The organism is Riemerella anatipestifer (genome assembly GCF_009670965.2).
GTDB classification, from domain to species: Bacteria; Bacteroidota; Bacteroidia; order Flavobacteriales; family Weeksellaceae; genus Riemerella; species Riemerella anatipestifer_B.
In genome coordinates this window covers 1,519,631-1,545,356 of the sequence record NZ_CP073239.1, presented here as the reverse complement: position 1 = coordinate 1,545,356, position 25,726 = coordinate 1,519,631, and the positions used below count along the sequence as shown (strand labels likewise).

Sequence of the window (25,726 nt, the reverse complement as noted above, 5' to 3'; positions counted from 1 at the left end):
TATGAAAAACTATTGGGATAAAGCCGTTTCTTTTGAGGCTTATTTAGAAGAAACTTACCACAGAATAGACCACCCCAAAACAGAAGAAGAGGCAGAGAAAAAACCTTACTACGAACTGGGGCTCCAAAGAATGAACCGGATGCTGAAGGTATTTAAGCCTACGGACGAAGATTTTAAAACTTTAGAATCCAAAAAATTCAATGGTAAAATACTCATTATTTCGGAGCCTTGGTGTGGAGATGCCAGTCAGCTTGTGCCTGTATTGGCTCGTTTTTTTGAAGGTAGAAATGATGTAAGACTATTTTATAGAGATTCTGACACTTCCCTTATAGACCAATTTTTAACCAACGGAGGCAGGTCTATCCCGAAAGTCTTAATCTTAGATGAAACCTTTAATGTGATTAAAACTTGGGGACCTCGCCCTAAATATGGTGTAGAGCTATTTGAAAAGTTTAAAACCTCTCCTGAAACTTATTCTAAAGAGCAATTCCACAACGATTTGCAAGTCTATTACGCCAAAAACAAAGGTAAAGATACCCTAAACGAAATTTTAGAACTGCTATAATTTAATTAAATATACCTGCTATGAATTTTCTAAAAAAGAATTTCATTTTCTTACTACTTACCGCCTTGCTATTGTCGGTGTTTTTATTTCCTAAATTTGGAGATTTTGTAAGGAGTCAGCTTCTTATGAAACCTGCCATAGAAAAGCTAGACAATGCTTTACTCATTACTGATGAAGAGTTTGACATTAGTCTAAAAGGCGTTAATGTACCCGATACCAATCTAAAAAACTTTAAAGGTAAAACGCTGTTTCTTAACTTTTGGGGGAGCTGGTGCCCGCCTTGCCGTGCAGAATGGGGTTCTATCCAAAAACTCTACGATAAACAAAATGACAAAATGAGCTTTGTACTTATCGCTATGCAAGACGATGAGGAAAAAGTGAAGCAATTTCTAGCGGATAACCACTACACCGCTCCTGTCTATATTGCCCAAAGCCCTATTTTAGACAAGCTACTGCCCAAATCTTTCCCTACCACTTTTATTATAGACAAAATGGGGAGAATTGTAGAAAAGGACGATACCGCCAACGATTGGAACTCTGCCAATGTACACCAACTGGTAGAAACAATAGCCAAATAATATTTTGGAACGGATTTTGAGTATTCTGCTCCCGAATTATTTAATCATATAAAAAATGAAATCTAGATTAAAGTTTTTGGGATTGGCTTTGTTTCAAAACAAAGGGCTTTTAAGAAGAATGCCCGAGCTTTTGCGAATGATAAAAGCCATCATTAGCAAACAGTATAAACCTTCGGTTAAGAATGTTTTACTTCCTGCCATAGCCTTAGTTTATATTATTTCGCCTATAGACATTTTACCAGATTTTATACCTGCTATTGGTGTTGTGGACGACTTGGGTATTTTGGCATTGGTGCTTCCGCTCTTAATGAAAGAACTCAACCAATTCTCCGAATGGGAAAGCAATAAAAAAATAGTGAAAACTATTGAGATAAACTAAAACAAAGGCTACCCCAAAGGTAGCCTTATTTTGTGGAAGTATTTCTTATAGAATTATCCCTATTGTCAGAGGTGTTCTGCTCGTACGAGCAGAACACCTCTGCTAGATAAGGCAGGACCTCTCTGCTCGGTAAGGCAGAACGGAGGTGGTAATAGTACCCCATTGACCTTATCCGTTGGGATGTTGGCATTTCATTTTATTTGGAGGGGGATAGCCTTGTCCCAAACGGAAGACGCTTCGCTCGTACGAGTGAAGCGTCTTCCCCTTACCGAGGGAAGAGGCTTCGCCTTAGGCAGTGAGGTGTCTTCCCCTTATAAGGGGAATGCCCTTCCTTAATATTAAGGAAGGGCATTCGTTATTAGAAGTGCCAAAAATACACTACACAATAGTAATAGGCGTGTTTAGAGTTTCGGTTCTTGGCTCTTTTAATAAAATAGAACCTTTACTGCTTTGCGTAGTGATGCTTAGCTCATAGTTACCTGCTTCTAAATCCGAAGGCACAAGGATAAGCACCCTTGACGGCTCGTTGATTACGATACTGTCTTTAGCCAACTTGACCTCATTTTGGTTGTCTAGGTTTTTGAAGACGATGCCGTTCTTAGGGTTATCGCCGTCTATTTTAATGAATGTACCTTTGATTTCCGCATTCTTACCTTTGGTAAGTGTGCCGTCTGCTTTGCCTGTAGCTTTATCGGTGATGCTGAACACACTCATTGGGCTGGACTGCTCGCCGAGGATTTCTACTTTGGTATCGTTGGCGGCTTTTCTTAGGTCGGTGCCTTGGTTTACATTGACATAAACGGAGTGCTTCTCTTTATCCCAAGTTTTGTCGTAAAACACACCCTTAATGGCAGGACGCATATAGACTAACCCAGTATTTACGCTATAACCGTTGAGTACCAGCTCTGAGGCTTTACGGTTAAAACGGGTGATAATATCCTACCGCAGTTTCGGTTTTTATCTCCATACCTTCTTTTTTAAGAGCTTCTACAATTTCTGTAATGCCAAGGCTGCCGCCTAGAAGTGGCACGGCTACAAAATCGTTAGGGTCGTCTTTGGTGAGTAGGTTGGGACGCAACCACGCTTTTAAAGTATTCATAATATATAGTATTTAAAGGTTAAATATTTTTTATCATAAAGTCTAATTTATAAGGTTGGCTAATCCTTAACGCAGCGGATTGTTCGTGGGTACTTTAAATAATAAGGACCCGCCGCATCATAGTTAGCATATGAGGTTTGGTAAAATATAGTCAAAGATTGCCAAAACTTATTCTCTCTCACAGTTGATGAGCCATACCTAGCCCACAATTCATAGTTACCTGGAGTTAGCATCCATCCCCCAGGGTAGTCTGCCATACCAGTAGCCGTCAGTTTTAATGGGTCGTTAAACCAAACAGGGGCATTGGCTGGTGAAGGAAGTAAAGCCCTATATGCATTCCATTCGGTTGTGGTAGGCATACGATAACCATTAGGGCAAGGATTATTAGTATAAGTCCACAACTGGACCTCATCATACAACGGAATATTAGGATACACTCTATTTCCTGTGGTTTCCGTTGGATAAGTTACCAGCTCGTGCCCATCAGCATCACGCCCCCACTGGAAGTGAGAACCATAAGCGTTTTTATCTCTTATACTAGTGGCTTGCTGTAAAGGGTTAAAAACAGGAGAATTGAGGTTAGCATAGTCTGCCCCTAAGTTATTATTAAGCCACGTTCTACCATCACTCCCTTTTATAGGAATATAGATAAACTGATGCTCTAATTTTCCGTTGGTTAGGACATTAAACTTCTTATCTGGAACACCCCCAATACCTTTAAGCACCACTTCGTAATTATTACCATTAAGCGTGTAAGGTATGGTAGCAATAATGTACTCTTCCCCTGGTGGTAACATTTTTACGAGATACTCCCCATCGCCATCTACACTTATAGTGGCTTCTAAAACCCCATTCACGCCAAAGTTTCCTGCTGGGATATTAAGTGTAAGCGTATTGGTATCATTACCTTGTCCTGCAGTGGTAGCTACTGGTTGAGAGGTTACGGCATTATAAGAACCACTACCATTTTCGTAAGGTATTTTTACAATGAGTTTATTGGAGGTATTGTTGATTTTGCCTTGAACTTCTGTTTTTGGGGTCGTTCCGTCATAAGTGAGCGAAACCACATACTCCGTTTTAGGGCTGGTAATGGTGGCAGTGCCTAAGCCTACTTGGGTCTGTTGGTCGGCTTGAGCTCCCAACTTGCTAAAGTTTGCCGTCAAAGTACCTGTGGCTGGCGTGCCACTCATCGTATACGTTAATAATGCCGACTCCCCCGAGTTCAAAGTGATAAGGTTGGGCGAGGCACACGATGCCGCACTACCTATGAGCGTAGAACCATTGAGCTTTTGCCATTGGCAATTACCTGCCGAAATAGTAGCCATACCATTCTGCACCGTAACCGCATCGGCAAAAGACGAGCTAACAGTAGAAAACGAGTTGTTCTCTAGTTTAAATTTGGCTTTGTTGGCGCCAGTAAACGGAACGCCTCCCACATAAGAGCCCTCAAAACCTGCCGCCGTTACCGCTACACTTTGAGATTTTGCCGATGCCACATCGGGCAAACACGCCCAGTGGGGCACGCCTGAGACTAGACCCAAGTACATTTCTAGACAGCGTTTCTCTATGTTGTAGATTATAGTTCCCTCTTCGGCAGTCCCCGAAAATTTCGTACGCTCCTCCGAGGTAAATTTAGGAAATAGCACTCCCTGTGCTTTAGTGGCAGGCATTGTGGGGCTTACTGCCACCTTAGAAATTTCTAAAGTAGCTTTGGGCTTATCGGTATTGATGCCCACTCTGCCACTGTAATCTTGGGCGTTCAGCACCAAAGGCAGAAACACCGCGCATAACAAAGTTTTTTTCATAATGTTAAAGTTTATAGATGTTAAGTTGTGAAATTGTTAATTGCTAGTTGTTGGTTGTGAAATTGTAAAATTGCTAATGGTGAAGTTGTAAAAAAGTTTAAAGTTCTGGGGGCGTAGTTCAATAGCTCCGATGATTCCTTGAATTTTTGAACTTTAAACCTTAAACCCTTACCCCTTGAATATTTGAACTTTAAACCTTGAACTCTTGAACCAATGAGAAAACGCCTCCCCCCTCTAAACACACACAAAACGAGGAGGAAGGCTAAGACAGAAAGAGCATAACGCTCCCCCTGAACACTAAAAGCACCCAACAAGAACGACCATGTTTTAAGACAAAACAATGGTGCTTTTAGTAGATATTTATGAAAGCTAAATTTAGAATGGTGTAAATACGAAAACCCGCCAACGAAAGTTGGCGGTATTATATTTATAATTAACGATAAAAGTTGAAGTAATTTTCTAGATAATACGACGCATACCCACGAAACTATTTGTGTGTGTGTGTGTGTGTGTGTGTGTGTGTGTTTATGAAATTATTTGAAATAGCCAAATAATTCGGGCACTTTTTTATACTTGTTTGTATGTAATTGGTATCGTGTGTCATAAAACTGGAGCAAACTTATAACCTTTTAAGCAAGTATGCAAGTTTTTGAGAGAAATTTTATGCAAAACTCTCTTAATTTTTCTGTTAGGTAGGTTTTATAAGGTCTATATTATTCTTAAATTTGTAGAAAAATATTTACTATGAAAAAATATATCCTAATGACTGCTATGGCAGCAGCCCTAATGTCTTGTAACAGAAGTGAAAATGATGAAACCGTAACCGAAAGTATCCCTATACTTCCTACTAAAATTCATTCTACATCAGAAGACGGCGACGATTCCACTATCACTCTTACCTATAACGGAAATAAACTATTAGAAATAGTTGGAGCTTATGGTTCAGATACTAACACTATCAATTTTGAGTACTCTAACAACCTTATTTCTAAAATTATTGAAAAAAAAGATGTAGATATTACTACTACTACCTTTGAATACCTCAATGGTAGACTTACCAAAACCATATCAACAGGAACTAAAAACAACAAACAATATAGTTTAAAGATAGAAACTAATTATACCTATAATACCGATGGTACTGTAACAACTGAAGAAACTCAAGTTTATACCTATCCAAGTGGCACTTACACTAGTAGTGGGTCTTATGTCTACACACTCACAGACGGACAGGTTTCTAAATATGTAAGTACACATACATCTCAATATTCCACAAGTGTTTTTAATAGCACTATTTCTTATGATGATAAAAATGGTATTTTCAAGAATATAGCTGGGTTTAAGGAAGCTCTATTAGGTCTAAATCTTATTATGGAGGGCGAATTATCTTTTACACAAAATAATTATACTACCTATACCTCAATTGATAGCAACGGCAATACCTATAAAACAACATATCAAAATACCTATAACTCAAATAGCTACCCTACTAATATAGTTAGTACTTATACTTACTCAAATAACAGCAATGGCAGTAGCAGTGATACTAATACCTATACCATCACCTACAATAAATAAATTGTTTCTAATAAGCATAGGCTACCCTTAAAAGGTAGCCTATTTTTATTTAAGTGTCTAGCAACATCTAATAGCCACAACTATTGCTATCATCTTCAATACCTATTTTTTCTAAAATAGTTTTGAGTAAACACCAGTTAGTTACAGAGGATTGTAATAAGTTAAGCCCCACAAAACCTGTAAGGAAAAACCAATTTTCGTGCACATAAAGTCCCAGTAGTAAGCTGGTTAAAACCATAGTTCCTGCTACAGCGTGTATTATTCTTGTTTTCATTTTTTAACTAATGTATTTCTGTTGTTATTTATCTCTTAAATTAGAAAACATTGCTAAGTTATTTTAAAAAACACCTAGCAATGTTTATGTGAAAATTTGTTTTAAAGTTACTCTGGTATTTCTGCAGATTGTTCCGATTGGATTTTATCCCATTTCTTTTTCTCTGTCATATAATATACCAAAGGGACTACAAGAAGGGTAAGAACTGTAGAAACTATAGCTCCAAAAACCAATGATATTGCTAGACCTTGGAAAATAGGGTCAAAGAGAATAATTACCGCTCCTATCACAACTGCTCCAGTAGTTAACAAGATAGGCGTTGTTCTTACCGCTCCAGCTTCTATAATTGCTTGTTTCATAGGTACACCTTCTTTCAATCTAATTTCTATAAAGTCTATTAACAATACTGAGTTCCTTACCATTACACCAGCTAAGGCTATCATTCCGATAAATGAAGTGGCGGTAAAGAATGCTCCTAACAACCAATGCCCTAGTACAATACCCACTAAAGAAAGAGGTATAGCAACCATCATAACAATAGGTGTTTTAAAGTTCTGAAACCAACCTACAATCAACATATAAATAATGATGATAACTACTAAAAAAGCAGCTCCTAAGTCTCTAAATACTTCTAAAGTGATTTGCCACTCTCCGTCCCATTTTACGGTAAAATCGCTTTCATCAGAAGGCTGTGCCATATACAACTCATTGATGCTATATCCTTCAGGGAGATTCATTTTTTTGAGTTTTTCTTCCATACCCAATATAGCGTAGGCTGGACTTTCTAAGACACCTGCCATATCAGCTAAAACATAAACTACTCGCTTTTGATCTTTTCTATAAATACTCTTCTCTAAGGTGTGTTTTTCCACTTTAGCAATATCGCTTATAGGAAGCATGTTACCCATTTGTCCCTTTACTTTAAGAGCAGTGATGTCTTGTAGCGTAGCTTTTTCGGCATCATCTAGCTTCATAACCATATTAACAGGCTGATTGGACTTTTCATCGTACAATGTAGAGATAGGATACTCTCCCATAAGATAAGTAAGGTTACCCACCAACTGCTGAGGTGCGATGCCATTTAGCATACTTTTCTCATTGTCAGGGATTATTTTAAACTCTGTTTGTGGAGCTTCTACCATCCAATCTACATCTACTACATCATCTGCTTGTTTTAAAATTTGTTGTACTTGGTCGGCAATTTTTACCTGTTCCTCATAATTAGGACCATAGACTTCAGCTACTATGGTAGAAAGCACAGGTGGACCTGGTGGCACCTCTACAATTTTGATATTAGCACCGTACTTTTTCGCTATCTTTTGTATTTCTGGTCTAATGGTTTTAGCTACATCATGACTTTGTTTGGAACGAGCCGATTTATCCAAAAGATTCACTTGAATATCTGCGGTATTGCTTTGCCCTCTCATATCGTAGTGTCTTACTAAACCATTAAAGGTAATGGGTGATGAAGCTCCAATATAATTTTGATAGTTTACTACTTCAGGGACGGTTCTTAAATACTGTGCAACATCTTTGGTAACAGCTGCCGTTTTTTCTAAAGGTGTACCTTCTGGCATATCTATTACAACCTGAATTTCATTTTTATTATCAAAAGGAAGCATCTTAACCGCTACCCATTTGGTGAAAAATGCCAATACAGAAATCAGCAATAATACTGTAGTAACTCCTAATATTGTCCATCGTTTCTTGGAACTATCTAATAGTGGCTGTTCTATTTTTTTGTACCATTTATAAATTAAGCTCGTTTCTAGACCTTGTTCTTCTTTATGTTCCTCATCATCTTTTACTTTAAGCAGATGATAGCCTAAATAAGGAGTGATTGTAAGTGCCACAAAAAGTGAGAGTAACATTGCTATAGAAGCTCCTATTGGCATTGGACTCATGTAAGGTCCCATCATTCCAGAAACAAAAGCCATTGGTAAAATAGCAGCAATTACGGTAAAAGTCGCTAAGATAGTAGGGTTTCCTACCTCGTTGATAGCATAGATAGCCGCTTCTTTAAATGGGAGCTTTCTCATGTGGAAGTGGCGGTGCATATTTTCTGCGATAATAATACTATCATCTACCACGATACCCACTACAAATACTAATGCAAATAGTGTAATCCTATTAAGAGTGTACCCTAAAACATAATAACTAAACAGTGTAAGTGCAAATGTAAGAGGTACCGAAAGGAAGACCACTAAACCGCCTCTCCAACCCATAGCAAGCATTACCAAAATAGTCACTGCTAAAATAGCAACGCCTAAGTGCATGAGTAGCTCGGATACTTTATGGGAAGCTGTTTCACCATAGTTTCTAGTTACTTCCACATGTACATCTGCAGGAATAAGATTTTTCTTTAAATGTTCTACTTTTTCTAGAATTTGTTCTGATATTTTCATAGCATCAGCCCCCTTTACTTTAGAAACAGATAGTGTGATGGCTGGATATTCCGAAGGGTTTTTCTGTCCTTTTTCAGTATTTTGACCAAACCCCATACTTACATAATTGGCAGGAGAAGAAGCACCATCTTCTACCTTAGCAATTTGCTTTAGGTACACAGGCATATTTTGAGAAGTCCCTACGACAAGGTTTTCTACATCTTCTTTAGAGGTTAAAAATTGTCCTGTAGTCAGTAAATATTCCTGATTATTATTAACAAAACTTCCTGTTTGAGAGCTACCATTACTCGCTTGTATCATTTGCATTACAGAAAGAGCATCTACACTAGATTCTGCCATTTTAGCTTTATCTAAAATTACTTTGAGTTGGCGGGCTCTTCCTCCAATAACATTCGTAAGAGAAACATCTTTTACTTTTTTTATTTCTGAAGCTAATTCCTCTGTTATTTGTCTTAACTGATAATCATTGTAGTTTTCGCTCCAAAGTGTAAGCCCTAGCATTGGGACATCATCTATAGACCTTGTTTTAACTATAGGTTCGTAAACTCCTTTAGGAAACATCATTTTATGTTTCATAAGCTCGTCATAGAGTTTTACATAAGAGCGTTCTGTATCTTCACCTACATAAAATTGTACGATAAGCATGGCTTTTCCATTCATTGCCATAGAATGTACATGCTCAACTCCTTTGATGTTGGATATTATCTTTTCAAGCGGTTTTACCACTCTATTTTCTACTTCTGTAGGGTTAGCTCCAGGATAGCCTACCATAACATCTGCCATCGGAACTATAATCTGTGGTTCTTCTTCCCTAGGTATTAGGGTAGAGCTATATACGCCTATTATCATCAATGCAATCATCAATAAAATGGTGAGTTTGGAATTGATGAAAAATTCGGCAATGCGTCCTGCAAATCCTTTTTCCATATTTTTAATTAATTTTTTAGCGGTTTAAATATTAAATTTATTCCGCTGTTAAACGCTTTATTTTATACTTACTTTAGCACCGTTATAGAGTTTTCCTTGAGAGGAAATAATATAAGGCTCTTGAGAGGATAACCCTGAAAGAACTTCTACTTGATCTCCCATTACTTTCCCTACCTTTATCCAACGGAGCATTGCGGTATTATTAGCACTTACGGTGTAAACTCCTGTAAGCTGTCCTTGTTCTACTAGAGCTGATTTTGGGATACTTACAGACTCTGGTAAATCTTGGTTAAGTTTTCCGTTCCTTTTGAATGGAAACTGAACATTCACAAACATACCTGGTAAATAACTGCTACTTTGTGGAAGGTTGATTTTTACTAAATATTGTCCACCTGTATTCGTAGCGGAAAGGCTCACATCTGCCACGGTGCCAGCTATTTCTTGGTTGGTAGATTTCATTAAAACTTTAACGGGCATACCACTCTTAACTAAAGTAATATCTTGCTCCGAAACTAAAACCTGAGCTTGTAAATCGCCTGAACTTTCAATAGTTAAAATAGGCATTCCTGGGCTTGCCATATCTCCTTGGTTAGCATATTTAGCAGTTACTACTCCAGAAATAGGAGCAGTGATATTGGTATATTTGTATTGTGAGTTTACTTCAGACTTCATCATTTGGGCTGCGTCTAGTCCTGCTTTTGCCATATCGTATCTCCCTTTCATATCGTCTAACTCTTTCTGAGAAGCACTCTGGTTTTTGTATAGATTTTGAAAACGCTGATAGTCTTTTTGAGCGATTTCAAAATTGGCTTTGGCTTGTGCAATTTGGGCGTTTACCTGTCCGCCTTTAGCTTGGATATCAGTATTGTTAATACTTACGAGACCTTGTCCTGCTTTTACGAAATCACCTACTTCTACCGTTAGACCAGTAATGTAGCCCATCATTCTTGTAGAAATATTTACTGATTTTTTGGCAACCAGCTTGCCACTTGCCATAGCGTAACCCAAATTGTTTGTAACTGAAGAGTTACTGAGTTGTACCTTAATAAGTTGGCTGTTATCTGTAATTGTTTTTGAATCGGAAGAGCAACTGCCCAAAACGGCTACTGCCACCACTAAGATGCCTGTTTTTATTTTATTCATAATTATTTATTTAAAAAATTAAAGTATTCTAATGCGATGTTATATTCAAAAATAGTTTGTTGGTATTCTAATTCTTTTTTAGACATTGCGGTTTCGGTATTCAAAAGGTCGGAGACCTTTTCTAGACCTTGTTCGTATCTATTTTTTCTGATTCTGTACGCCTCTGCACTTTGCTCCCATGCTAATTTGGTTAGATTCACTTTATTATCAGTATCTTGTACTTGCCTGTAAGCTTTCACTAATTCTAATTCTGCTTGTTTTTGGTATTGTTGTATTTCGGTTTGAGTTTTTAATATTTCGGCTTTTTGCTTAGCGATTTCGCTATTAGACTTCATGCCATCAAATACATTCCACGATAACTGAACGCCTACTAGATAGCCGTTGGCATCAAACTGATAAGGCTTATTGTCATACATTTCAAAACTTCCGAAGGCATTTAATCTAGGTAATAGTTTGGACTTAGCTGATTTTATCATATAATCGTAAGCATCTAAAGATTTTTGATAGGCTTGTAAATCTTTTCTATCTTTTTTAAGCTCTGGAGTATTTACAAGAGCATCACCTTTATAGTTTAAACTTTCTGTTGGTTTTAATACTTTGCCTTGGGAATTTTCATTTAATAAAAAATAAAGATAATCTGAAGCGTTTTTAACATTGGACTTTGAAAACTGAATTTGGCTCTCTATTTCAGCAACTCTCACATTCATATCCAAAACATCAGATTTTTGTAGCATTCCGTTTTTATAATAGTTATCAATAACTTTTTTATTTGATAAGACGGTTTCTCTAGCTCCTTCTAGCACCGCAACTGCTTTATAGGCCATTTGTAGTTGCATATAGGCTTTTTTAATTTCAAAGAGAAGATAGTCTTTAGTTCGTTCTTGCTTTAGAGTTAATGCCTCTACTCGCACTTCTCCAGCTTTTTTTTGATAAATCGCATCTTGATTAAAGATGGGTTGTTGCACCTCTAGCTTAGTAGCAAAATTGAAAATATTATCAGGGTTATTGAGTCTTTTAGGCTCAAAATCTATCATAGTGACACGCTCCTGATTAAGCCTTGAACCAAATGCCATTAAAGGATTATTGGTAGAAATACCCGTATAAGAAAGGTTGACATTAGGCAAATACATCGCTCTAGACATAAGTAAATCTGCCTTGGCAGAATTAACTTCTGCTTCTGCTAGTTTTAGCTGTAGATTCTGCTGTCCTATTTTTCTTTCTAAATCCTCTTGGGAAACACTAACCACTTCTTGAGAATACATAAGTGATGAAGCTAGTAATGTTATTCCTGTAAAAAAGAATCGTCTCATATTATTTTATTTTAGGACAAAACTATCCTTATTAGTTGGTCTAGAGCGTAACTTTAGTTACATATATATTGTAATATGAGTGTAAAAAGAAAAACCGCACAACACTGTGGTTATGCGGTTAGATTAGCTATAAAAAATATATTACTTAATTATGAATTTTATAGTCTTTGAGTCTGCTTTTAATAAATAAACTCCTTTTGGAAGATTAGAAACATCTATTTCATTAGAAGACTTAACTGATTTCACTTTCTTCCCTTCTGTACTGAAAATATCTATTTTATCATAATCGTTCCAATTAGAAAAATACAGTTTTCCTCCAGTTACTGGATTGGGATAAATACTCAAAATATTGTCTTTTTTAGACACTTCTTGGGTGGAAAGCTCTTTCTTCCAAATTAGATTAACCCATTCTGGGTGGTCTATAAAAGGGTTTCTATTCCCCTGATAATTGTAAACAGCATTATTTCTGTCTATTTCTCTTTTACTCACAGGGTCTTGGTTGTGCCAAGTGAGTAAAACTGCTAACTGCCAATCTTCTAAACCTTGTGTAGTGGTCCCATTAAGCATATCACCCAACTTGAAGTTAGGAATTCGTTTTTCGTACATTGTTACAAAATAGAATACCATTCTTGCCACATCGCCTTTAAACTCATCTATGGGTTCAAAAACAGTTCCTCCATACCCACTAGTGCTACTTTTGCCTAGTTTAGAACCATTCTTGGAAGTCCAACTAGCGTTGCCTACTACTCCAAATGGATAATCACTTCTTTTACCATTAACATAACCATCTGTAGGAATCACGAAATGAGCATCATTTCTCATAGGAGCTGCTTTACTAAACAAACTTTGAGGCACTATATGTTCTCTGTTATAGCAACTCCCTTCTCCAGAATAATTGCCACATTGGTTAGTTCTATATCTATACGAATAAGGGTCTTTCCCACTAGGATTTTCAGAGTAAATATCTAAGATGGTATTGTCGTTTTCATAATATTTATCTATATCTGCCGTAGCATAAGCCGTCCAAAGTGCATCGTATCCTTTGTCTTTGTGTTTGTCATTGAGAATTTCGCTTAATTTACTTTTAAGAGTGTATCCCGAAAGTCCTTCTGCACTGTCATAATAACCATCTGGGATTTGAGCCAATCCGAATCCTCCTATCAGAAAAGCTACTATTAAATAAATATTCTTCATAACCTATTGAATTTAATCTTGTACAAATTTAGTGATTATAAATTACTTATAGTTTAAGTAGTTCTTATTTATTTTTGAAAATATAAAAGAGATTAGCAATCCAAAAAATAAGGCTATCCCTGTAACTATCAAATAGTTTCTTAATTCTATTTTTACAGGGAAAGGTAATAATTCCCCCGCTTTAAACAATCCCGTTTGGATTTGAAATAAGCAAATTAAACTTCCTATAACAAGCCCCATAATAACACCAAAAATAACTACAAGACTTCCGGTATAGAAGTAAATTCTTCTCAGTTCCTGCTTGGTCATTCCCAAAGAAACTAAAGTTCTAGATTGTTCTTTTTTATCTAACTGAAGAATAATAATAGCTCCAGCCAAATTGAATGTTGTAATGAAAATTACCAGCCCGAAAATGAGATAAATCATCAATTTTTCGGTGTTTATCATCTTCCAAAAAGCTGCATTTTCTTCCTCTTTGGTACTTATTTTAACATTTGTAAGTCTGCCCTCTAAATCTTTTTTAATAAAGTTAGCATCAGTACTATCTTTCAGTTTAATCACAATGCTATAAGCGGTACCTTTGGGCAGGTTTAGAAGTTCCTGAGTCAGCTCTATAGGAGCTATAATATAACTATTAAGTTGGTCTTTACCATTAAAAACCCCCGTCACAAAAACTTCTTTTTTGTTAAATATATCAGACTCTTTGTTTATAATACCTTTCCCAGGTTTAGGCATAAAAAGCTGTGCATAATCTCTATCAGACCCTACAGGAATGGAAAGCCTAGAGTTAAGCCCATTCTCCATAACAATATCATTGGTATAATCAAACGAGAGATAGCTTCCGAAAAAAATACTATTCTGTATAGGATTAACTTTAGTGTAAACCGAATCTACGCCTCTTATATAGGCTATTTCTCCATTATTATTATAGTCTAGGTAGACCTTTTCTTCTATAATTTTAGAAAAAAATAATATGGATTGGTTCTGTTTTAATGCATCTGTGATTTTATCTATATTCTCTAAAGTCTTTCCACGAGTGCTAGTAATGGTTAAATCGGCGTGTAAATCTTCTACTAAATCCTTATTGAGTTCTTCTAAACCTGAAAAAACAGACACAATAATAAACATAGCTGCTACCGCCACCATCATAGCTATAGCTGCCAAACCAGTAATAAAACTTACTGCTTGGCTACCTTTTTTTGCCAACAAATAACGCTTTGCTATATAAAAAGGAGTGTTTTTCAATGTTTTACTTTTTAGAGTATAGGGTTATCACCTTCTCCTTTTAGTTCTTTTTCTATTCTTTCTACTTCGTCTAAACTAGTGTCTAAATAAAAGCTTAACTGAGGAATTACACGAACCTGCTTTGCCATTTTATTGCCTATAAAATGACGATATTGAGATTTATTCGCCTCTATTTCTTTCATTATTGCTTCGCGATAATTCTGAGGAAAAATGCTTAGATAAATCTTAGCAATTCCTAAATCGGCTGTTACCTTTACATCAGAAACAGATATTAAAAATTGTGCTTTACTATCAGCCGCTTGTTTTCTAAAAAGCTCGGAAAAATCTTCCTGTATAATTTGAGCTATCTTTCTTTGTCTATTACTTTCCATAACTAGTGCAAAGTTAGCATATTTGTTTTAAATATATGGAAAATCACCAAAATGAACCTACAATAACAAAACGATTGTTTAATATATAATTTTTATTTTAGCCACAGCATCAAATAAAAAACTGATAATAAAATAATTATATATTTATTACTTATTATGCTTATAGATTTTCAGTAAAAACACATTAAATAAAGTAATAAAAAATTTGGAGATTAAATAAAAAAGCGTATTTTTGCAAACACAAAATTCAACCACTGAATTTTATAGGTCCTATAGCTCAGTTGGTTAGAGCACCTGACTCATAATCAGGTGGTCCCTGGTTCGAGCCCAGGTGGGACCACATATAAAGCACCAATAATTAGTTGGTGCTTTTTTCATGTTTGAAAATCAAGCTTTTATATATTATCTTCTAATATTTTCACCTTACTTCTATTATCAAACTTTACCTAAAAAGGCCTACAATTAGGTTACTCATTATTAATTTTAGATTACCCACTTTTTACTAAGTCTACAAACATATACAAGAACCAAAAGTCTCCTTATAATAAACAAGGAGACTTCTGAACACCAAATCACAAAATATTAATATGAAAAAAATTTACTTTTCAGCAAATTGTGACTCGGCTGGGATTCGAACCCAGGACCCATACATTAAAAGTGTATTGCTCTACCAGCTGAGCTACCGAGTCTAAGTTTTTTCTGTGTGCCTGCGACTGGACTCGAACCAGCACATCCTTAAGGATACCACCCCCTCAAGATGGCGTGTCTACCAATTTCACCACACAGGCAAAAATCTTTTATTAAGATTTTTATCTTGTGACTCGGCTGGGATTCGAACCCAGGACCCATACATTAAAAGTGTATTGCTCTACCAGCTGAGCTACCGAGTCATTTGAGTTAGGATAATTCCGTTCTCAAAAGTGGTGCAAAGATACGGCTTTTTTTGTTTTCTCAAAATTTTTCTGCAATTTTGTTTAAAAATAAATCATGATTATTTCTCTAATAGGCTACATGGGAAGTGGTAAATCACTAATTTCCAAAAAATTATCAGAAAAAATAAATTTTAATTTATTAGACCTAGATAAGGTAATTTCTGAGCAAGAAATGAGAGAAATTCCTCAAATTTTTAAAGAAAAGGGTGAAATTTATTTCAGAAAAAGAGAAAAAGAAACCTTAGAACACCTACTCAACACTCAAAAATCTACTATCCTTAGTTTGGGAGGTGGCACACCTGTTTATTATAATAACATAGATGCCATTAACGCCCTTTCTGAAAGTATTTATCTAAGAACTTCTGTGAAAAACCTTCATAAAAGGTTAATAAAAGAAAAAAGCAGCCGACCACTTATAGCTCATATAGAAGACAGTGACCAACTGCTAGAATTTATTGCAAAACACTTGTTTGAAAGACAAGCCTACTACTTCAAAGCAAAATATATTGTAGATACTGATGATAAATCTCCCGACGAAATCGTTAATGAAATTATTAGTCTTCTAAATCTTCAGCTTCATTAAAAAACGAGTCCCAATCGTCTTCATCGAAGAAAGTCTCATCATCTGTATTGATAAATTCGGTCATATCTCTACGGTCTTTCTTCGTAGGTCTTCCCTCTCCTTTTTGGCGATAGTAGTCCTGTGATAATTTTCGCATTTTTAGGATTTCGTACTGCTCTTTATCCGTCATATCTTTGATGTGAAGTGGAACTAACTTAGCTCCTATCCTACTTTTAGGGATTTGAATTACCTTTATTTTATAATCAATTTGGTTTTTTCTAATTTTAATTATATCGCCCTCCATCACTTCTCTAGAAGGCTTTGCAACTTGCTCTCCTACTGAAACTCTATTCTTTTTTATTTCTTCTGCCGCTATACTTCTTGTCTTAAAAAACCTCACACTCCACAAAAATTTATCTATTCTCATATTTTATTTATATTTTTGTCGTTACTAAAAAATAAAATCGCAATTTAAGAAAATTGCTTATTAAGCAAAAAGATATTCTAATGAAAAAAAGCATTGCACTCAGCCTTTTGGCTATAGGACTTACCGCTACCTCTTGTAAAAGAGACACTACCACTACTACCACTACAACAGTAGATATTAGTGTACAAAACGATTATGATGCACAAGCCATTCAGCAATTTCTAAAGGACAATTATTTTGATTCTAGAGGAAATATTGTGGCTTTCGACTCTAGTAGTACAACTGATGATAATGAGAAACCTTTATCTGATTATAATCCTCAAACTTTAGAATCTGGAGTGGTATACATTGTAAGACCAAACGCACAACCTGACAATGGCACCACTATAGGTGCTACAGACAACATAAGCCTAATGCATAAGACAATGACCTATGTTGCTACTAAAGAAAATGAAAGTGTAAAACTCAGAAGTCCATATACTTTCTACAACACTATTAGTGGTACAGGGACACCACAAGAAGATCCTTCTTTCTATTATGTTAAAAACTCGGTGCTAACAAGTAGCGGAAAGACTAGAAGTTACTACGAAATAGAAGGTTTCCAGGAGGCTTTGAAATATTTTAAAAGTTTTAATCAAGGAGCTGAAGCAGCTTACAACTTACAAGGAGTAATTATAGTGCCATCAAAAGCGGCTTTTGCTAGAGATGCTCATTTTAATTATGCTGGTTACTCTTTAAACGACAGAACTTTTGTATTCAACTTCCAAGTTTATAAAACTTCTGCTAGAACTAGCGATTAATTTTACAAGAAATAAAACACTTAATACTTGGGGAAAAATCAACTAATTTTTCCCCATTTGTTTTTACCCTTATATTGCTTTATGTAGTAATTTCTTAATTGAGCGTGTGCTGGGTGAGTTAAATTAGGGTCGCTTTGTACCAATAGGGTTACTATTTTCTGTGCTACTTTAATTACCGAAGCATCTTTAGTTAAATCCAACTTTTTAAAATCTACAATACCACTTTGCTGAGTTCCCAATATATCCCCAGGACCTCTAAGTTGCATATCTACCTCCGAGATTTTAAACCCGTCATTGGTTTCGCACATCGTTTTAATTCGTTTTCGTCCTTCCGTGGATAGTTTGTCCGAGGACATCAAAATACAATAGCTCTGCTCTGCCCCTCGCCCTACTCTACCTCTAAGCTGATGCAACTGCGAAAGCCCAAACCTTTCGGCACTTTCTATTACCATTACCGAAGCATTGGGTACATTTACCCCAACCTCTATAACCGTAGTAGCCACCATAATTTGAGCCTTACCTGAAGCAAAATAATTCATCGCTTCATCTTTTTCGTGAGGTTTCATTTTGCCGTGTAGCATCGTAACCTCGTAATCTTTAAAATAGTCTAGTACTATTTCAAAGCCTTCCATCAAGTTTTTATAGTCTAAAGTCTCAGATTCTTCTATTAGTGGATACACAAAATAAATTTGCCTTCCTTTTTGGATTTCTTCCTTTGCAAACTGGTAAACCGAAAGCCTGTCTTTTTCTCTCCTATGAGCTGTAATGATAGGCTTTCTCCCCATCGGCAACTCATCTATTACCGAGACATCTAAATCCGAATAAAAACTCATCGCTAAAGTTCTAGGGATAGGCGTTGCCGTCATAATTAAAATATGTGGTGGAATTTTATTTTTAGACCAAAGTTTCGCTCTTTGTGCCACCCCAAAACGATGTTGCTCATCTATAATGCCCAAGCCCAAATTTTTAAACTTAACCGCATCTTCTAATATCGCGTGGGTTCCTACCAAGATAGATAATCTCCCAGATTCTAATCCCTCGTGAATGTCTTTTCGTTCCGATTTTTTTGTAGAACCTGTTAAAAGTCTTACTTCGATGCCTGTTCCTTCCAAAAGTTGAGCGATGCTATTATAATGTTGTTGAGCCAAAATTTCCGTAGGAGCCATAAGGCACGCCTGTGTCCCATTATCCAACGCCAATAGCATTGAAAGCAACGCCACCATAGTTTTACCCGAGCCTACATCGCCCTGCAAAAGCCTGTTCATTTGGATAGGCTTTTTCATATCATTCCTGATTTCTTTTAGAACTCGCTTTTGGGCATTAGTGAGTTCAAAAGGTAATTTATTTTGATAAAAACTATTAAAATAATCTCCCACCAACGGAAAGGGAATCCCTACATTGGATACTTTTTGATATTGCTTTTTAAGACCATATCCTAGCTGAAAGAAAAAGGCTTCCTCAAATTTCAGTCGTTTATTAGCCTCATCTATCCAATTTATATTTTGAGGAAAATGGATATTTTGATAAGCCTCTCTTCTACCAATTAGTTTAAGCGAACTAAGGATATTACTCGGCAAATTTTCTTCTAAAAAGAAAGAAGTCTGTTTAATAACTTCCCTAATAATGGTTTGGAAAAATTTATTATTAACCCCTCTTTTAATGAGCTTTTCACTCCCTGAATAGATGGGTAATAGAGTTTCTGACAAGGCTTTTTTCTCGTCCAGCTCTATCTCTGGATGAGGCATAGAAAAAACTCCATTAAACCAATTGACCTTACCAAAAATAAATACTTCTTTATTAAGGGGCATCTGCTCCACCATCCATTTGGTATATCTAAACCAAACCAGTTCTATCACGCCTGTTTCATCGTAGAATTTTGCAGACAATCGCTTTTGTCCCTTACCATAAACCACTTCTTGTAATTCTCTTATCTTACCCTTTAATTGCATCTCAACATCTGCATCTTTCTGCAAATCTGCTACTCTATACAATCGGCTTTTATCTAAATATCTTATTGGGTAGAATGTAAGCAAGTCTTCCACCGTACTTATTCCCAGCAGATTTTTGATGAGTTTTGCCCGCTCTGGACCTACTCCTTTAAGGTATTCTATGGAAGTTTCTAAAGTCAATTACAAGAAAACTATTAGACCGCTAAAATAGGGGTTTTACAACTAATATGAAATTTCAACACTCAAAAACCTACAATAACCTCATCTCCGAAGGTAAAAATCCTTACTTTTGCCCTTATGTTTTTAGAAATAAAGAATCTATCTTTTTCGTATCATTCGGAACGCTCTATTTTCACTAATTTCAATTGGAGTTTTGAGAAAGGGAAAATCATTGCCATAGCTGGAGAAAGCGGTTGCGGAAAATCCACTCTCCTAAGCCTTATCTATGGTCTTATGGATTGGCAAGAAGGGCATATCTATTTTGAAGGCAAACCCTTATTTGGTCCAAAAGCCAACATCGTCCCTGGTGAAAAAGAAATGAAATTGGTGGCTCAAAACTACGATTTGATGCCCTACGGAACGGTGTATGATAATGTGGGTAAATTTATTTCTAACATCAATCTTGAAGAGAAAAAGAACAAAGTCAATCAGCTTTTAGACATTGTGGGTCTTAGTAATGAAATAGATAAAAAGCCTAAATTCCTCAGCGGTGGACAACAACAGAGAGTTGCCATTGCAAGAGCCCTTTCTCTATTACCAAAACTCTTATTACTAGACGAACCTTTCAGTAATTTAGATGTTTCTAGAACGATAGATATTAGAAAGAAATTGTTTAATTATGTTAAAGAACAAAACATCACGCTTCTAATCTCTACCCACGATTTACAGGAAGTAATGCCTTGGCTAGATGAAATTTTAATTTTAAAAGATGGGCAAATTGTTCAAAATGGCACACCACAAGAGTTATATAAAAAGCCTAGCAACAGCTATGTTGCCAAATTATTTGGAGAGGTAAATATCCTAACCGAACAACAGAAAGAAATTCTACAATGTTCTAAAAACTTCTATTATCCTAACGAAATCAAAGAATCCCCAAACGGAACATACACCGCCACAGTGCTAGAAAGTAGATTTTCTGGAGGATTCTATTGGAATAAAATTGATATTATGAATGTAGACCTCATTATGTATTCCGAAGCAGAATTAACTGTAAAAAAAATCAGTGTGAGTCTAGATTTTTAGTTTAGTTAGAGTAGACAGGTAAATAGTGTAGCCAAACCTGTCCCCTTTTAGCTCCTCTTTCAATAATCAATTAGAAGTGGGTATCATTAAAATTTCTCTCAAAAATTTGCATACTTCCCCAAAAGGTAATAAGTTTGCTTCAGTTTTATGATACACGATACCAATTACATACAAACAAGTATAAAAAAGTTACAAGATTATTTGGCTATCTCAAATAATTTCGTAAACACACACAAATAGTTTCGTGGGTATGCGTCGTATTATCTAGAAAATTACTTCAACTTTTATCGTTAATTGTAAATATAATTCCACCAACTTTTGTTGGGGGCTTTTTGCGTTTATACCATTCTAAATTTAGCTTTCATAAATACATGCTAAAAGCACCATTGTTTTGTCTCATAACATGGTCGTTTTTGTTAGGTGCTTTTAGCGTTCAGAGAGGGAGTTTTTACTTTCTTTCTGCTTCAGCCTTTCCTCTCGTTTTGTGTGTGTTTAGAGGGGAAAGGCATTTTTTTAGGTTAGAGGTGAGATATGAGAGGTTAGAGCTTAGTATCTCCTCAACCTTTAAGTCTAGAATACAATCTCTAAAATCTAAAATCCAATATCTAACATCTATAAACTTTAAATATCAACTTTTAAAATTAAACATTATGAAAAAAACAACCAAACTAAGTGTAAGTGCCTTTTTAGGTCTAAGTCTAATAGCTTACGGACAAACCGATGGTAAAGTGGGGATTAACACCTCATCTCCCAATGCTACTTTAGAGATAAAACCCAATACAACTAACTTATTAGGCGCAACTAACGAGGGCATTATTGTGCCTAAGTTATCTAAAACAAGAGTCGCTAAAATGCCTTCCCCTCAAGAGGGAACATTAGTCTATGTAGTAGATGATGCCAATGCAGAAGATGGAGGTGGCACAATAGCGTCTTACACTGGTACCGATGTTAGAGTAACAGATATTACAGAAAAGGGCTATTACTTTTATAATGGGACTAAATGGGTTAGACCAGCCACTGCCACAGAAACAAAATCTTTCACACGAAATTACAGGGAAGACGATACCCCTATTCCAACTATAAAAGATGACGATTATTTTGTCTATTTAACTAATCCTAGTAGTTTAACTTTACCTGCTCCTACTGCAGATAATAAAGGAAGAATGTTATGTTTCTTTAGCCCTGAAAATGATGTTTCTATTTCCCCACAACCTATAGGGCAACAACAATCTTTAACAGCAGGTTACTCTTCTTGTTATATATCCACAGGAACAAAATGGCTCAATACAACAGGTCTTTAATTTTATATTATTATGAAAAAACAAATATTCATATTAGTGGCATTAAGTATCAATATTTTATCTTATGCTCAAATTAAGACGAACAAAACAGTATCTCAAAATGTAATTCCTAATCAGACTGCTTTTTTAGACGCTTCGTCCACCCCTCAATGGAATACCTCCACCAACATAGGAAAAGGGTTAGTTTTTCCGAGAACAGATTTAACCCAACTCAATACCTTAATTGCAACTCCAAATGGAGTTTCTTTAGCTTACCCTAACCGTTTAGACGGTATGATAGTATATAATACAGCAACGGGTAAATCTGCTATCGGTAATGTAGATGTTACCTCTGGGTTTTACTATTATGAAAATAAAAGCAACACGCTTAGTGGGGGTACTTGGAAGCCTCTAGGAGGAACCTCTCCAATAACTACCAATATCTATACTGCAGACGGCACACTAGCAGGTAACAGAACGGTAACTCTAGGGACTAATAATCTTTCGTTTATGGGAGATGGCAATGTAGGGATAGGCACCCAAAGCCCATCACAAAAACTAGAGGTCAACGGCAATGCCAAAATCAACCAAATGACTGATGCTACACCGCTAGAAAACGAATATACTAAAGCCGTAGTTGCAAAACCCGATGGTACTTTAGGAGTGGTAAGTAGAACCAACCCTACCATACCAAGTAATGTAGATATCGTTTACGCAAATACTTTTGAGTATACAGATATAATGGAAGGGCAAACTTTTTATGATGTAGAGAAAAATCCATCTAATCTTGGATTGTTCTATTTTAGATATACAGGACAATCTATCACTTTACCTCCTGGGAAATGGATTGTTTATGTAGCTTACTTAGCAACAGCAACAGAGGCTCTAAAAGATGGACAAAATGTTTGGATTAGGGCAATTATTTCTGAAGTAAAGAAAAATCAATTAGAGGATTTCCAAGGAGCAGCCATGCAAGGCGGTCCTACATTGGTATCAGTAAATTTACCACGTTCCGGTAATAGTGTAGCAAATGGAATATGGATGGTCAATAATGATAGTGCAATATCTAAGACTTACTATGTAAAAACTTCTTTTGACATTTCGGCTAATAATAGCTTCAGTAATAATCCTACAGCAACTCTACACCCCGCAATGGCATTTAGAGAAAACTATTTATTTGCTTTAAAACGAAACTAAAAAACATCAATATTATGAATACTTTAAAAGCATGGTTGCGTCCCAACCTATTGACTAAAGATGACCCTAACGATTTTGTAGCCGTACCCCTTCTAGGTGGTAGCCTTGGCATTACAGAAATTATAGAAGCCCTTAAAAAAGAGGGTATGGAGATACAAACCGAGACTGCAGTAGATATTATTACTCGTTTTAATCGTAAAGCCTCGGAGTTGGTACTCAATGGCTATAGTGTGAATACGGGGCTGGTGTATATGCGTCCTGCCATTAAGGGCGTATTTTATGATAAAACTTGGGATAAAGAGAAGCACTCTGTTTATGTGAATGTAAACCAAGGTCTAGACCTTAGAAAAGCGGTAGCCGACACCAAGGTAGAAATCCTCGGCGAACAGTCCAGCCCAATGAGCGTGTTCAGCATTACCGACAAAGCTACAGGCAAAGCAGACGGCACACTTACCAAAGGCAAGAATGCCGAAATCAAAGGTACTTACATTAAAATAGATGGCGACAATCTTAAAAACGGTATCGTCTTTAAAAACTTAGACAACCAAAACGAAGTGAAACTCTTAGCCGAGCATATTGTGCTTAACGAGCCATCAAGATTACTCATTCTTGTGCCTTCGGATTTAGAAGCAGGGAACTACGAACTCAGCATTACCACGCAATACAGCAATGGTAAAACGCTACTTAAAGAGCCAAGAACAGAGGTATTATCTACGCCTATAGTGATTGGTTAATTAAAGGTCATAAAAACGGAACACAAATTTGTGTTCCGTTTTTTAGCAGTTCGCCTCTGCTCGTACGAGCAGAGGCGAACTGTCTTATCTAGCAGAGGTGTTCTGCTCGTACGAGCAGAACACCTCTGACAACAAGGATATACCATAAGACTTCTATATAAAAGCCTCCAAAGTTATTTGGAGGCTTTTGTATCATTAAATAAAAACACCACTAAAACTTATTTTCTACTTCAGCAGCGTCTAGTAAGAATGTATGTATATCTGTATTTCTCATCAGCGGTTTTAAGCGTTCGCTTCCTGGTCCAAACATCGCAAGTTCTGTATAGTCCGAGGAGTGGTCCATACTTATCCACCCCACAGAGGTATAGTCTTTTTGCATCTCAGAAAGGAGCTTAAACGGCAAGTGGCGAGGGTTATACAAACCATCTTCTTGCTTTGCTTTAGAGTAGTAGGATAATAGCTGCTTCGCTTGGTCATCAGACAACACCATATCTCCACACGCCTTGGCTATTCTCTCTTTAACGAAAGAAACAGTGCTATCAGGCTGTATCCCTTGCAATATCCATTCGTTAGAGTTTTTAAAGTTTTGTATATGGTCAAAATTATCATTACAAGTTTTACCATAGATAAGCCCTGGGTTGGCATTTCCGTGGTCAGAAGTAAGCACCACCAAAGTATTACCGTCTTTCTTTGCAAAATCCATAGCGACCTTCACCGCCTCATCAAAAGCCAACTGGTCGTATAGCAGAGCCGCCACATCATTACCGTGTGCCGCCCAGTCCACCTTACCGCCTTCTACTTGCATTACAAAGCCTTTAGGGTGGTCTTTCATCTGCGATATAGCCTTCTCCGTCATCTCTGCTAGAGTAGGGATATTGGCTTTCATTTTATCACAGCTATTATGGTCTACGGTATAGGGCAACGCCTCCTCATCAAAAGTACCTAGGATAGGTTTATTTTTAGGAGCGGACAACATCTCTGCTTTATTTTTTACCACCGTATAACCTTTAGAACGGAACTTAGCATCTAAGTCTACGGCGTCTTTTCTTTTATCTGCTTCAAAATATTTAGCCCCACCTCCCATCATCACATCAAAACCTAAATCTAAATAGTCTACCGCAATATCCTCCATTGCACTTCTCTTTTTAGAAGTTACACAAAACCCCGCTGGTGTAGCGTGGTTGATAGGAACCGTAGTTACACAACCTACCTTTTTACCTGCCTTTTTAAACTTTTGGAGTATCGGCATATTTTCTTTTCCATCTGGGCTAATGTTAAGGCTCCCGTTATTTACACGCACTCCCCCACCCCACGAAGAACTTGCCGCCGCAGAATCGGTAACAATAGAACTCGCCGATGCCATATCCATTACTGCTCTTTGTACCAAATTATTCTCATACAGACCCAGCCAATGGGAAGCTCTACCTAGTTTTCTTCTAGAGTAGATATCTGCCATATGTAGAGTACCTACACTCATACCATCACTCACCATAAAGATGATGTTCTTGGCTTTTTTCCCTCTAAACTCTTCTTTTATTGTATTGGCTTTTAAACCAAATGGGCTGATAAGCATACCTCCTAAAGCCGCTATAGACCCACTCTTTAAAAAATCTCTTCTTTTCATTTTTTAAAACCTTATAGGGGCAAATATAGGACTTATATCTTATACCATTGTAAACTTAAAGTTAAAAAAACAAACGCCTCCTCCTCTTTTATAGTTTAGTTTCCTC

The 25,726-nt window shown here is 36.5% G+C and carries 21 protein-coding genes, 4 tRNA genes and 1 pseudogene; 11 read left to right on the top strand and 15 right to left on the bottom strand.

Translation table 11 applies throughout. The features are described 5' to 3' along the window. Position 1: 1 nt before the first annotated feature. Genes D1J36_RS07080 through D1J36_RS07070 form a run of 3 tightly spaced genes read left to right on the top strand, consistent with a single transcriptional unit; the run spans position 2 to position 1,522 of the window. The gene (locus D1J36_RS07080) at positions 2-565 is read left to right on the top strand and encodes a thioredoxin family protein (protein WP_154137901.1); all 564 of its coding nucleotides are present in this window, start codon (positions 2-4) and stop codon (positions 563-565) included. 20 nt (positions 566-585) lie between these two features. Beyond that, positions 586-1,143, top strand: coding sequence for a TlpA family protein disulfide reductase (locus D1J36_RS07075; RefSeq protein WP_154137900.1), 558 nt, complete (start codon positions 586-588; stop codon positions 1,141-1,143). 55 nt (positions 1,144-1,198) lie between these two features. Continuing rightward, entirely contained in the window at positions 1,199-1,522 is a 324-nt protein-coding gene (locus tag D1J36_RS07070) for a YkvA family protein (RefSeq protein WP_154137899.1), read from the top strand. Between the two features lie 378 nt (positions 1,523-1,900). Here D1J36_RS07070 and D1J36_RS07065 read toward each other — a convergent pair. Next, positions 1,901-2,621, bottom strand: a pseudogene (locus D1J36_RS07065) (DNA-binding domain-containing protein). A gap of 59 nt (positions 2,622-2,680) precedes the next feature. After that, entirely contained in the window at positions 2,681-4,426 is a 1,746-nt protein-coding gene (locus D1J36_RS07060) for a hypothetical protein (RefSeq protein ID WP_154137898.1), read from the bottom strand. A gap of 744 nt (positions 4,427-5,170) precedes the next feature. Here D1J36_RS07060 and D1J36_RS07055 point away from each other — a divergent pair. Beyond that, complete coding sequence (locus tag D1J36_RS07055; RefSeq protein WP_154137897.1) at positions 5,171-6,004, top strand: hypothetical protein; 834 nt, start codon at positions 5,171-5,173, stop codon at positions 6,002-6,004. 67 nt (positions 6,005-6,071) lie between these two features. On the opposite strand, the gene D1J36_RS07050 is transcribed toward D1J36_RS07055, so the two are convergent. The 7 genes from D1J36_RS07050 to rbfA all read right to left on the bottom strand — a co-directional run bounded on the left by D1J36_RS07050 (position 6,072) and on the right by rbfA (position 14,873). Continuing rightward, positions 6,072-6,278: a YgaP family membrane protein gene (locus tag D1J36_RS07050; protein ID WP_154137896.1), complete on the bottom strand. Its 207-nt coding sequence runs from the start codon at positions 6,276-6,278 to the stop codon at positions 6,072-6,074. A 107-nt stretch (positions 6,279-6,385) separates the two neighbouring features. After that, complete coding sequence (locus D1J36_RS07045; protein WP_154137895.1) at positions 6,386-9,610, bottom strand: efflux RND transporter permease subunit; 3,225 nt, start codon at positions 9,608-9,610, stop codon at positions 6,386-6,388. Between the two features lie 57 nt (positions 9,611-9,667). Continuing rightward, the gene (locus D1J36_RS07040; RefSeq protein ID WP_154137894.1) at positions 9,668-10,753 is read right to left on the bottom strand and encodes an efflux RND transporter periplasmic adaptor subunit; all 1,086 of its coding nucleotides are present in this window, start codon (positions 10,751-10,753) and stop codon (positions 9,668-9,670) included. 2 nt (positions 10,754-10,755) lie between these two features. Then, entirely contained in the window at positions 10,756-12,063 is a 1,308-nt protein-coding gene (locus D1J36_RS07035; protein ID WP_154137893.1) for a TolC family protein, read from the bottom strand. A gap of 141 nt (positions 12,064-12,204) precedes the next feature. Continuing rightward, positions 12,205-13,257, bottom strand: a complete 1,053-nt coding sequence (locus D1J36_RS07030) for an endonuclease (protein ID WP_154137892.1) — start codon at positions 13,255-13,257, stop codon at positions 12,205-12,207. Positions 13,258-13,299: 42 nt separating this feature from the next. Then, positions 13,300-14,502: an ABC transporter permease gene (locus D1J36_RS07025; RefSeq protein ID WP_154137891.1), complete on the bottom strand. Its 1,203-nt coding sequence runs from the start codon at positions 14,500-14,502 to the stop codon at positions 13,300-13,302. An 11-nt stretch (positions 14,503-14,513) separates the two neighbouring features. Continuing rightward, on the bottom strand, positions 14,514-14,873 hold the full coding sequence (gene rbfA / locus D1J36_RS07020) for a 30S ribosome-binding factor RbfA (protein ID WP_153936817.1): 360 nt from the start codon (positions 14,871-14,873) through the stop codon (positions 14,514-14,516). Between the two features lie 266 nt (positions 14,874-15,139). On the opposite strand from rbfA, the gene D1J36_RS07015 reads away from it, so the two are divergent. Further along, a tRNA-Ile gene (locus D1J36_RS07015) sits at positions 15,140-15,213 on the top strand. A 276-nt stretch (positions 15,214-15,489) separates the two neighbouring features. On the opposite strand, the gene D1J36_RS07010 is transcribed toward D1J36_RS07015, so the two are convergent. The 3 genes from D1J36_RS07010 to D1J36_RS07000 form a co-directional block, all read right to left on the bottom strand. After that, a tRNA-Lys gene (locus D1J36_RS07010) sits at positions 15,490-15,562 on the bottom strand. A 15-nt stretch (positions 15,563-15,577) separates the two neighbouring features. After that, positions 15,578-15,661, bottom strand: a tRNA-Leu gene (locus tag D1J36_RS07005). Between the two features lie 29 nt (positions 15,662-15,690). Beyond that, positions 15,691-15,763: transfer RNA gene (locus D1J36_RS07000), tRNA-Lys, on the bottom strand. Between the two features lie 97 nt (positions 15,764-15,860). Here D1J36_RS07000 and D1J36_RS06995 point away from each other — a divergent pair. Continuing rightward, a complete protein-coding gene (locus tag D1J36_RS06995; RefSeq protein WP_154137890.1) occupies positions 15,861-16,388 on the top strand; it encodes a shikimate kinase in 528 nt (175 codons plus the stop codon). Here D1J36_RS06995 and D1J36_RS06990 read toward each other — a convergent pair. After that, positions 16,360-16,794, bottom strand: coding sequence for an RNA-binding S4 domain-containing protein (locus tag D1J36_RS06990; RefSeq protein WP_154137889.1), 435 nt, complete (start codon positions 16,792-16,794; stop codon positions 16,360-16,362). The two genes, D1J36_RS06995 and D1J36_RS06990, sit on opposite strands and share 29 nt — an antisense overlap. Positions 16,795-16,874: 80 nt before the next feature. Between D1J36_RS06990 and D1J36_RS06985 the strand changes: the two genes are divergently transcribed. Then, complete coding sequence (locus D1J36_RS06985) at positions 16,875-17,594, top strand: hypothetical protein (RefSeq protein WP_154137888.1); 720 nt, start codon at positions 16,875-16,877, stop codon at positions 17,592-17,594. 38 nt (positions 17,595-17,632) lie between these two features. On the opposite strand, the gene recG is transcribed toward D1J36_RS06985, so the two are convergent. Continuing rightward, a complete protein-coding gene (gene recG / locus D1J36_RS06980; protein WP_154137887.1) occupies positions 17,633-19,723 on the bottom strand; it encodes an ATP-dependent DNA helicase RecG in 2,091 nt (696 codons plus the stop codon). 117 nt (positions 19,724-19,840) lie between these two features. Here recG and D1J36_RS06975 point away from each other — a divergent pair, with 117 nt between their 5' ends. The 4 genes from D1J36_RS06975 to D1J36_RS06960 all read left to right on the top strand — a co-directional run bounded on the left by D1J36_RS06975 (position 19,841) and on the right by D1J36_RS06960 (position 23,996). Continuing rightward, positions 19,841-20,785: a sulfate/molybdate ABC transporter ATP-binding protein gene (locus D1J36_RS06975; protein WP_154137886.1), complete on the top strand. Its 945-nt coding sequence runs from the start codon at positions 19,841-19,843 to the stop codon at positions 20,783-20,785. 650 nt (positions 20,786-21,435) lie between these two features. Continuing rightward, positions 21,436-22,086, top strand: a complete 651-nt coding sequence (locus D1J36_RS06970) for a hypothetical protein (RefSeq protein WP_252339364.1) — start codon at positions 21,436-21,438, stop codon at positions 22,084-22,086. Positions 22,087-22,098: 12 nt separating this feature from the next. Then, on the top strand, positions 22,099-23,262 hold the full coding sequence (locus D1J36_RS06965; protein WP_252339363.1) for a hypothetical protein: 1,164 nt from the start codon (positions 22,099-22,101) through the stop codon (positions 23,260-23,262). Positions 23,263-23,276: 14 nt separating this feature from the next. Next, positions 23,277-23,996: a DNA-binding domain-containing protein gene (locus D1J36_RS06960; RefSeq protein WP_154138116.1), complete on the top strand. Its 720-nt coding sequence runs from the start codon at positions 23,277-23,279 to the stop codon at positions 23,994-23,996. 211 nt (positions 23,997-24,207) lie between these two features. Here D1J36_RS06960 and D1J36_RS06955 read toward each other — a convergent pair whose 3' ends face one another. Continuing rightward, a complete protein-coding gene (locus D1J36_RS06955; protein ID WP_154138115.1) occupies positions 24,208-25,620 on the bottom strand; it encodes an alkaline phosphatase in 1,413 nt (470 codons plus the stop codon). Positions 25,621-25,726: the final 106 nt, after the last annotated feature.

Excerpts from the sequence above, each read along its gene's own strand:
- D1J36_RS07045 (WP_154137895.1), bottom strand. The coding sequence starts at position 9,610 with ATGGAAAAAGGATTTGCAGGACGCATTGCCGAATTTTTCATCAATTCC.
- D1J36_RS07055 (WP_154137897.1), top strand. The coding sequence starts at position 5,171 with ATGAAAAAATATATCCTAATGACTGCTATGGCAGCAGCCCTAATGTCT.
- D1J36_RS07070 (WP_154137899.1), top strand. The coding sequence starts at position 1,199 with ATGAAATCTAGATTAAAGTTTTTGGGATTGGCTTTGTTTCAAAACAAA.
- D1J36_RS07030 (WP_154137892.1), bottom strand. The coding sequence starts at position 13,257 with ATGAAGAATATTTATTTAATAGTAGCTTTTCTGATAGGAGGATTCGGA.
- D1J36_RS06960 (WP_154138116.1), top strand. The coding sequence starts at position 23,277 with ATGAATACTTTAAAAGCATGGTTGCGTCCCAACCTATTGACTAAAGAT.
- D1J36_RS07040 (WP_154137894.1), bottom strand. The coding sequence starts at position 10,753 with ATGAATAAAATAAAAACAGGCATCTTAGTGGTGGCAGTAGCCGTTTTG.
- rbfA (WP_153936817.1), bottom strand. The coding sequence starts at position 14,873 with ATGGAAAGTAATAGACAAAGAAAGATAGCTCAAATTATACAGGAAGAT.
- D1J36_RS06990 (WP_154137889.1), bottom strand. The coding sequence starts at position 16,794 with ATGAGAATAGATAAATTTTTGTGGAGTGTGAGGTTTTTTAAGACAAGA.
- D1J36_RS07080 (WP_154137901.1), top strand. The coding sequence starts at position 2 with ATGAAAAACTATTGGGATAAAGCCGTTTCTTTTGAGGCTTATTTAGAA.
- D1J36_RS06970 (WP_252339364.1), top strand. The coding sequence starts at position 21,436 with ATGAAAAAAACAACCAAACTAAGTGTAAGTGCCTTTTTAGGTCTAAGT.
- D1J36_RS07050 (WP_154137896.1), bottom strand. The coding sequence starts at position 6,278 with ATGAAAACAAGAATAATACACGCTGTAGCAGGAACTATGGTTTTAACC.
- D1J36_RS06975 (WP_154137886.1), top strand. The coding sequence starts at position 19,841 with ATGTTTTTAGAAATAAAGAATCTATCTTTTTCGTATCATTCGGAACGC.
- D1J36_RS07075 (WP_154137900.1), top strand. The coding sequence starts at position 586 with ATGAATTTTCTAAAAAAGAATTTCATTTTCTTACTACTTACCGCCTTG.
- D1J36_RS07035 (WP_154137893.1), bottom strand. The coding sequence starts at position 12,063 with ATGAGACGATTCTTTTTTACAGGAATAACATTACTAGCTTCATCACTT.
- D1J36_RS06965 (WP_252339363.1), top strand. The coding sequence starts at position 22,099 with ATGAAAAAACAAATATTCATATTAGTGGCATTAAGTATCAATATTTTA.
- D1J36_RS06985 (WP_154137888.1), top strand. The coding sequence starts at position 16,875 with ATGAAAAAAAGCATTGCACTCAGCCTTTTGGCTATAGGACTTACCGCT.
- D1J36_RS06995 (WP_154137890.1), top strand. The coding sequence starts at position 15,861 with ATGATTATTTCTCTAATAGGCTACATGGGAAGTGGTAAATCACTAATT.
- D1J36_RS06955 (WP_154138115.1), bottom strand. The coding sequence starts at position 25,620 with ATGAAAAGAAGAGATTTTTTAAAGAGTGGGTCTATAGCGGCTTTAGGA.
- D1J36_RS07060 (WP_154137898.1), bottom strand. The coding sequence starts at position 4,426 with ATGAAAAAAACTTTGTTATGCGCGGTGTTTCTGCCTTTGGTGCTGAAC.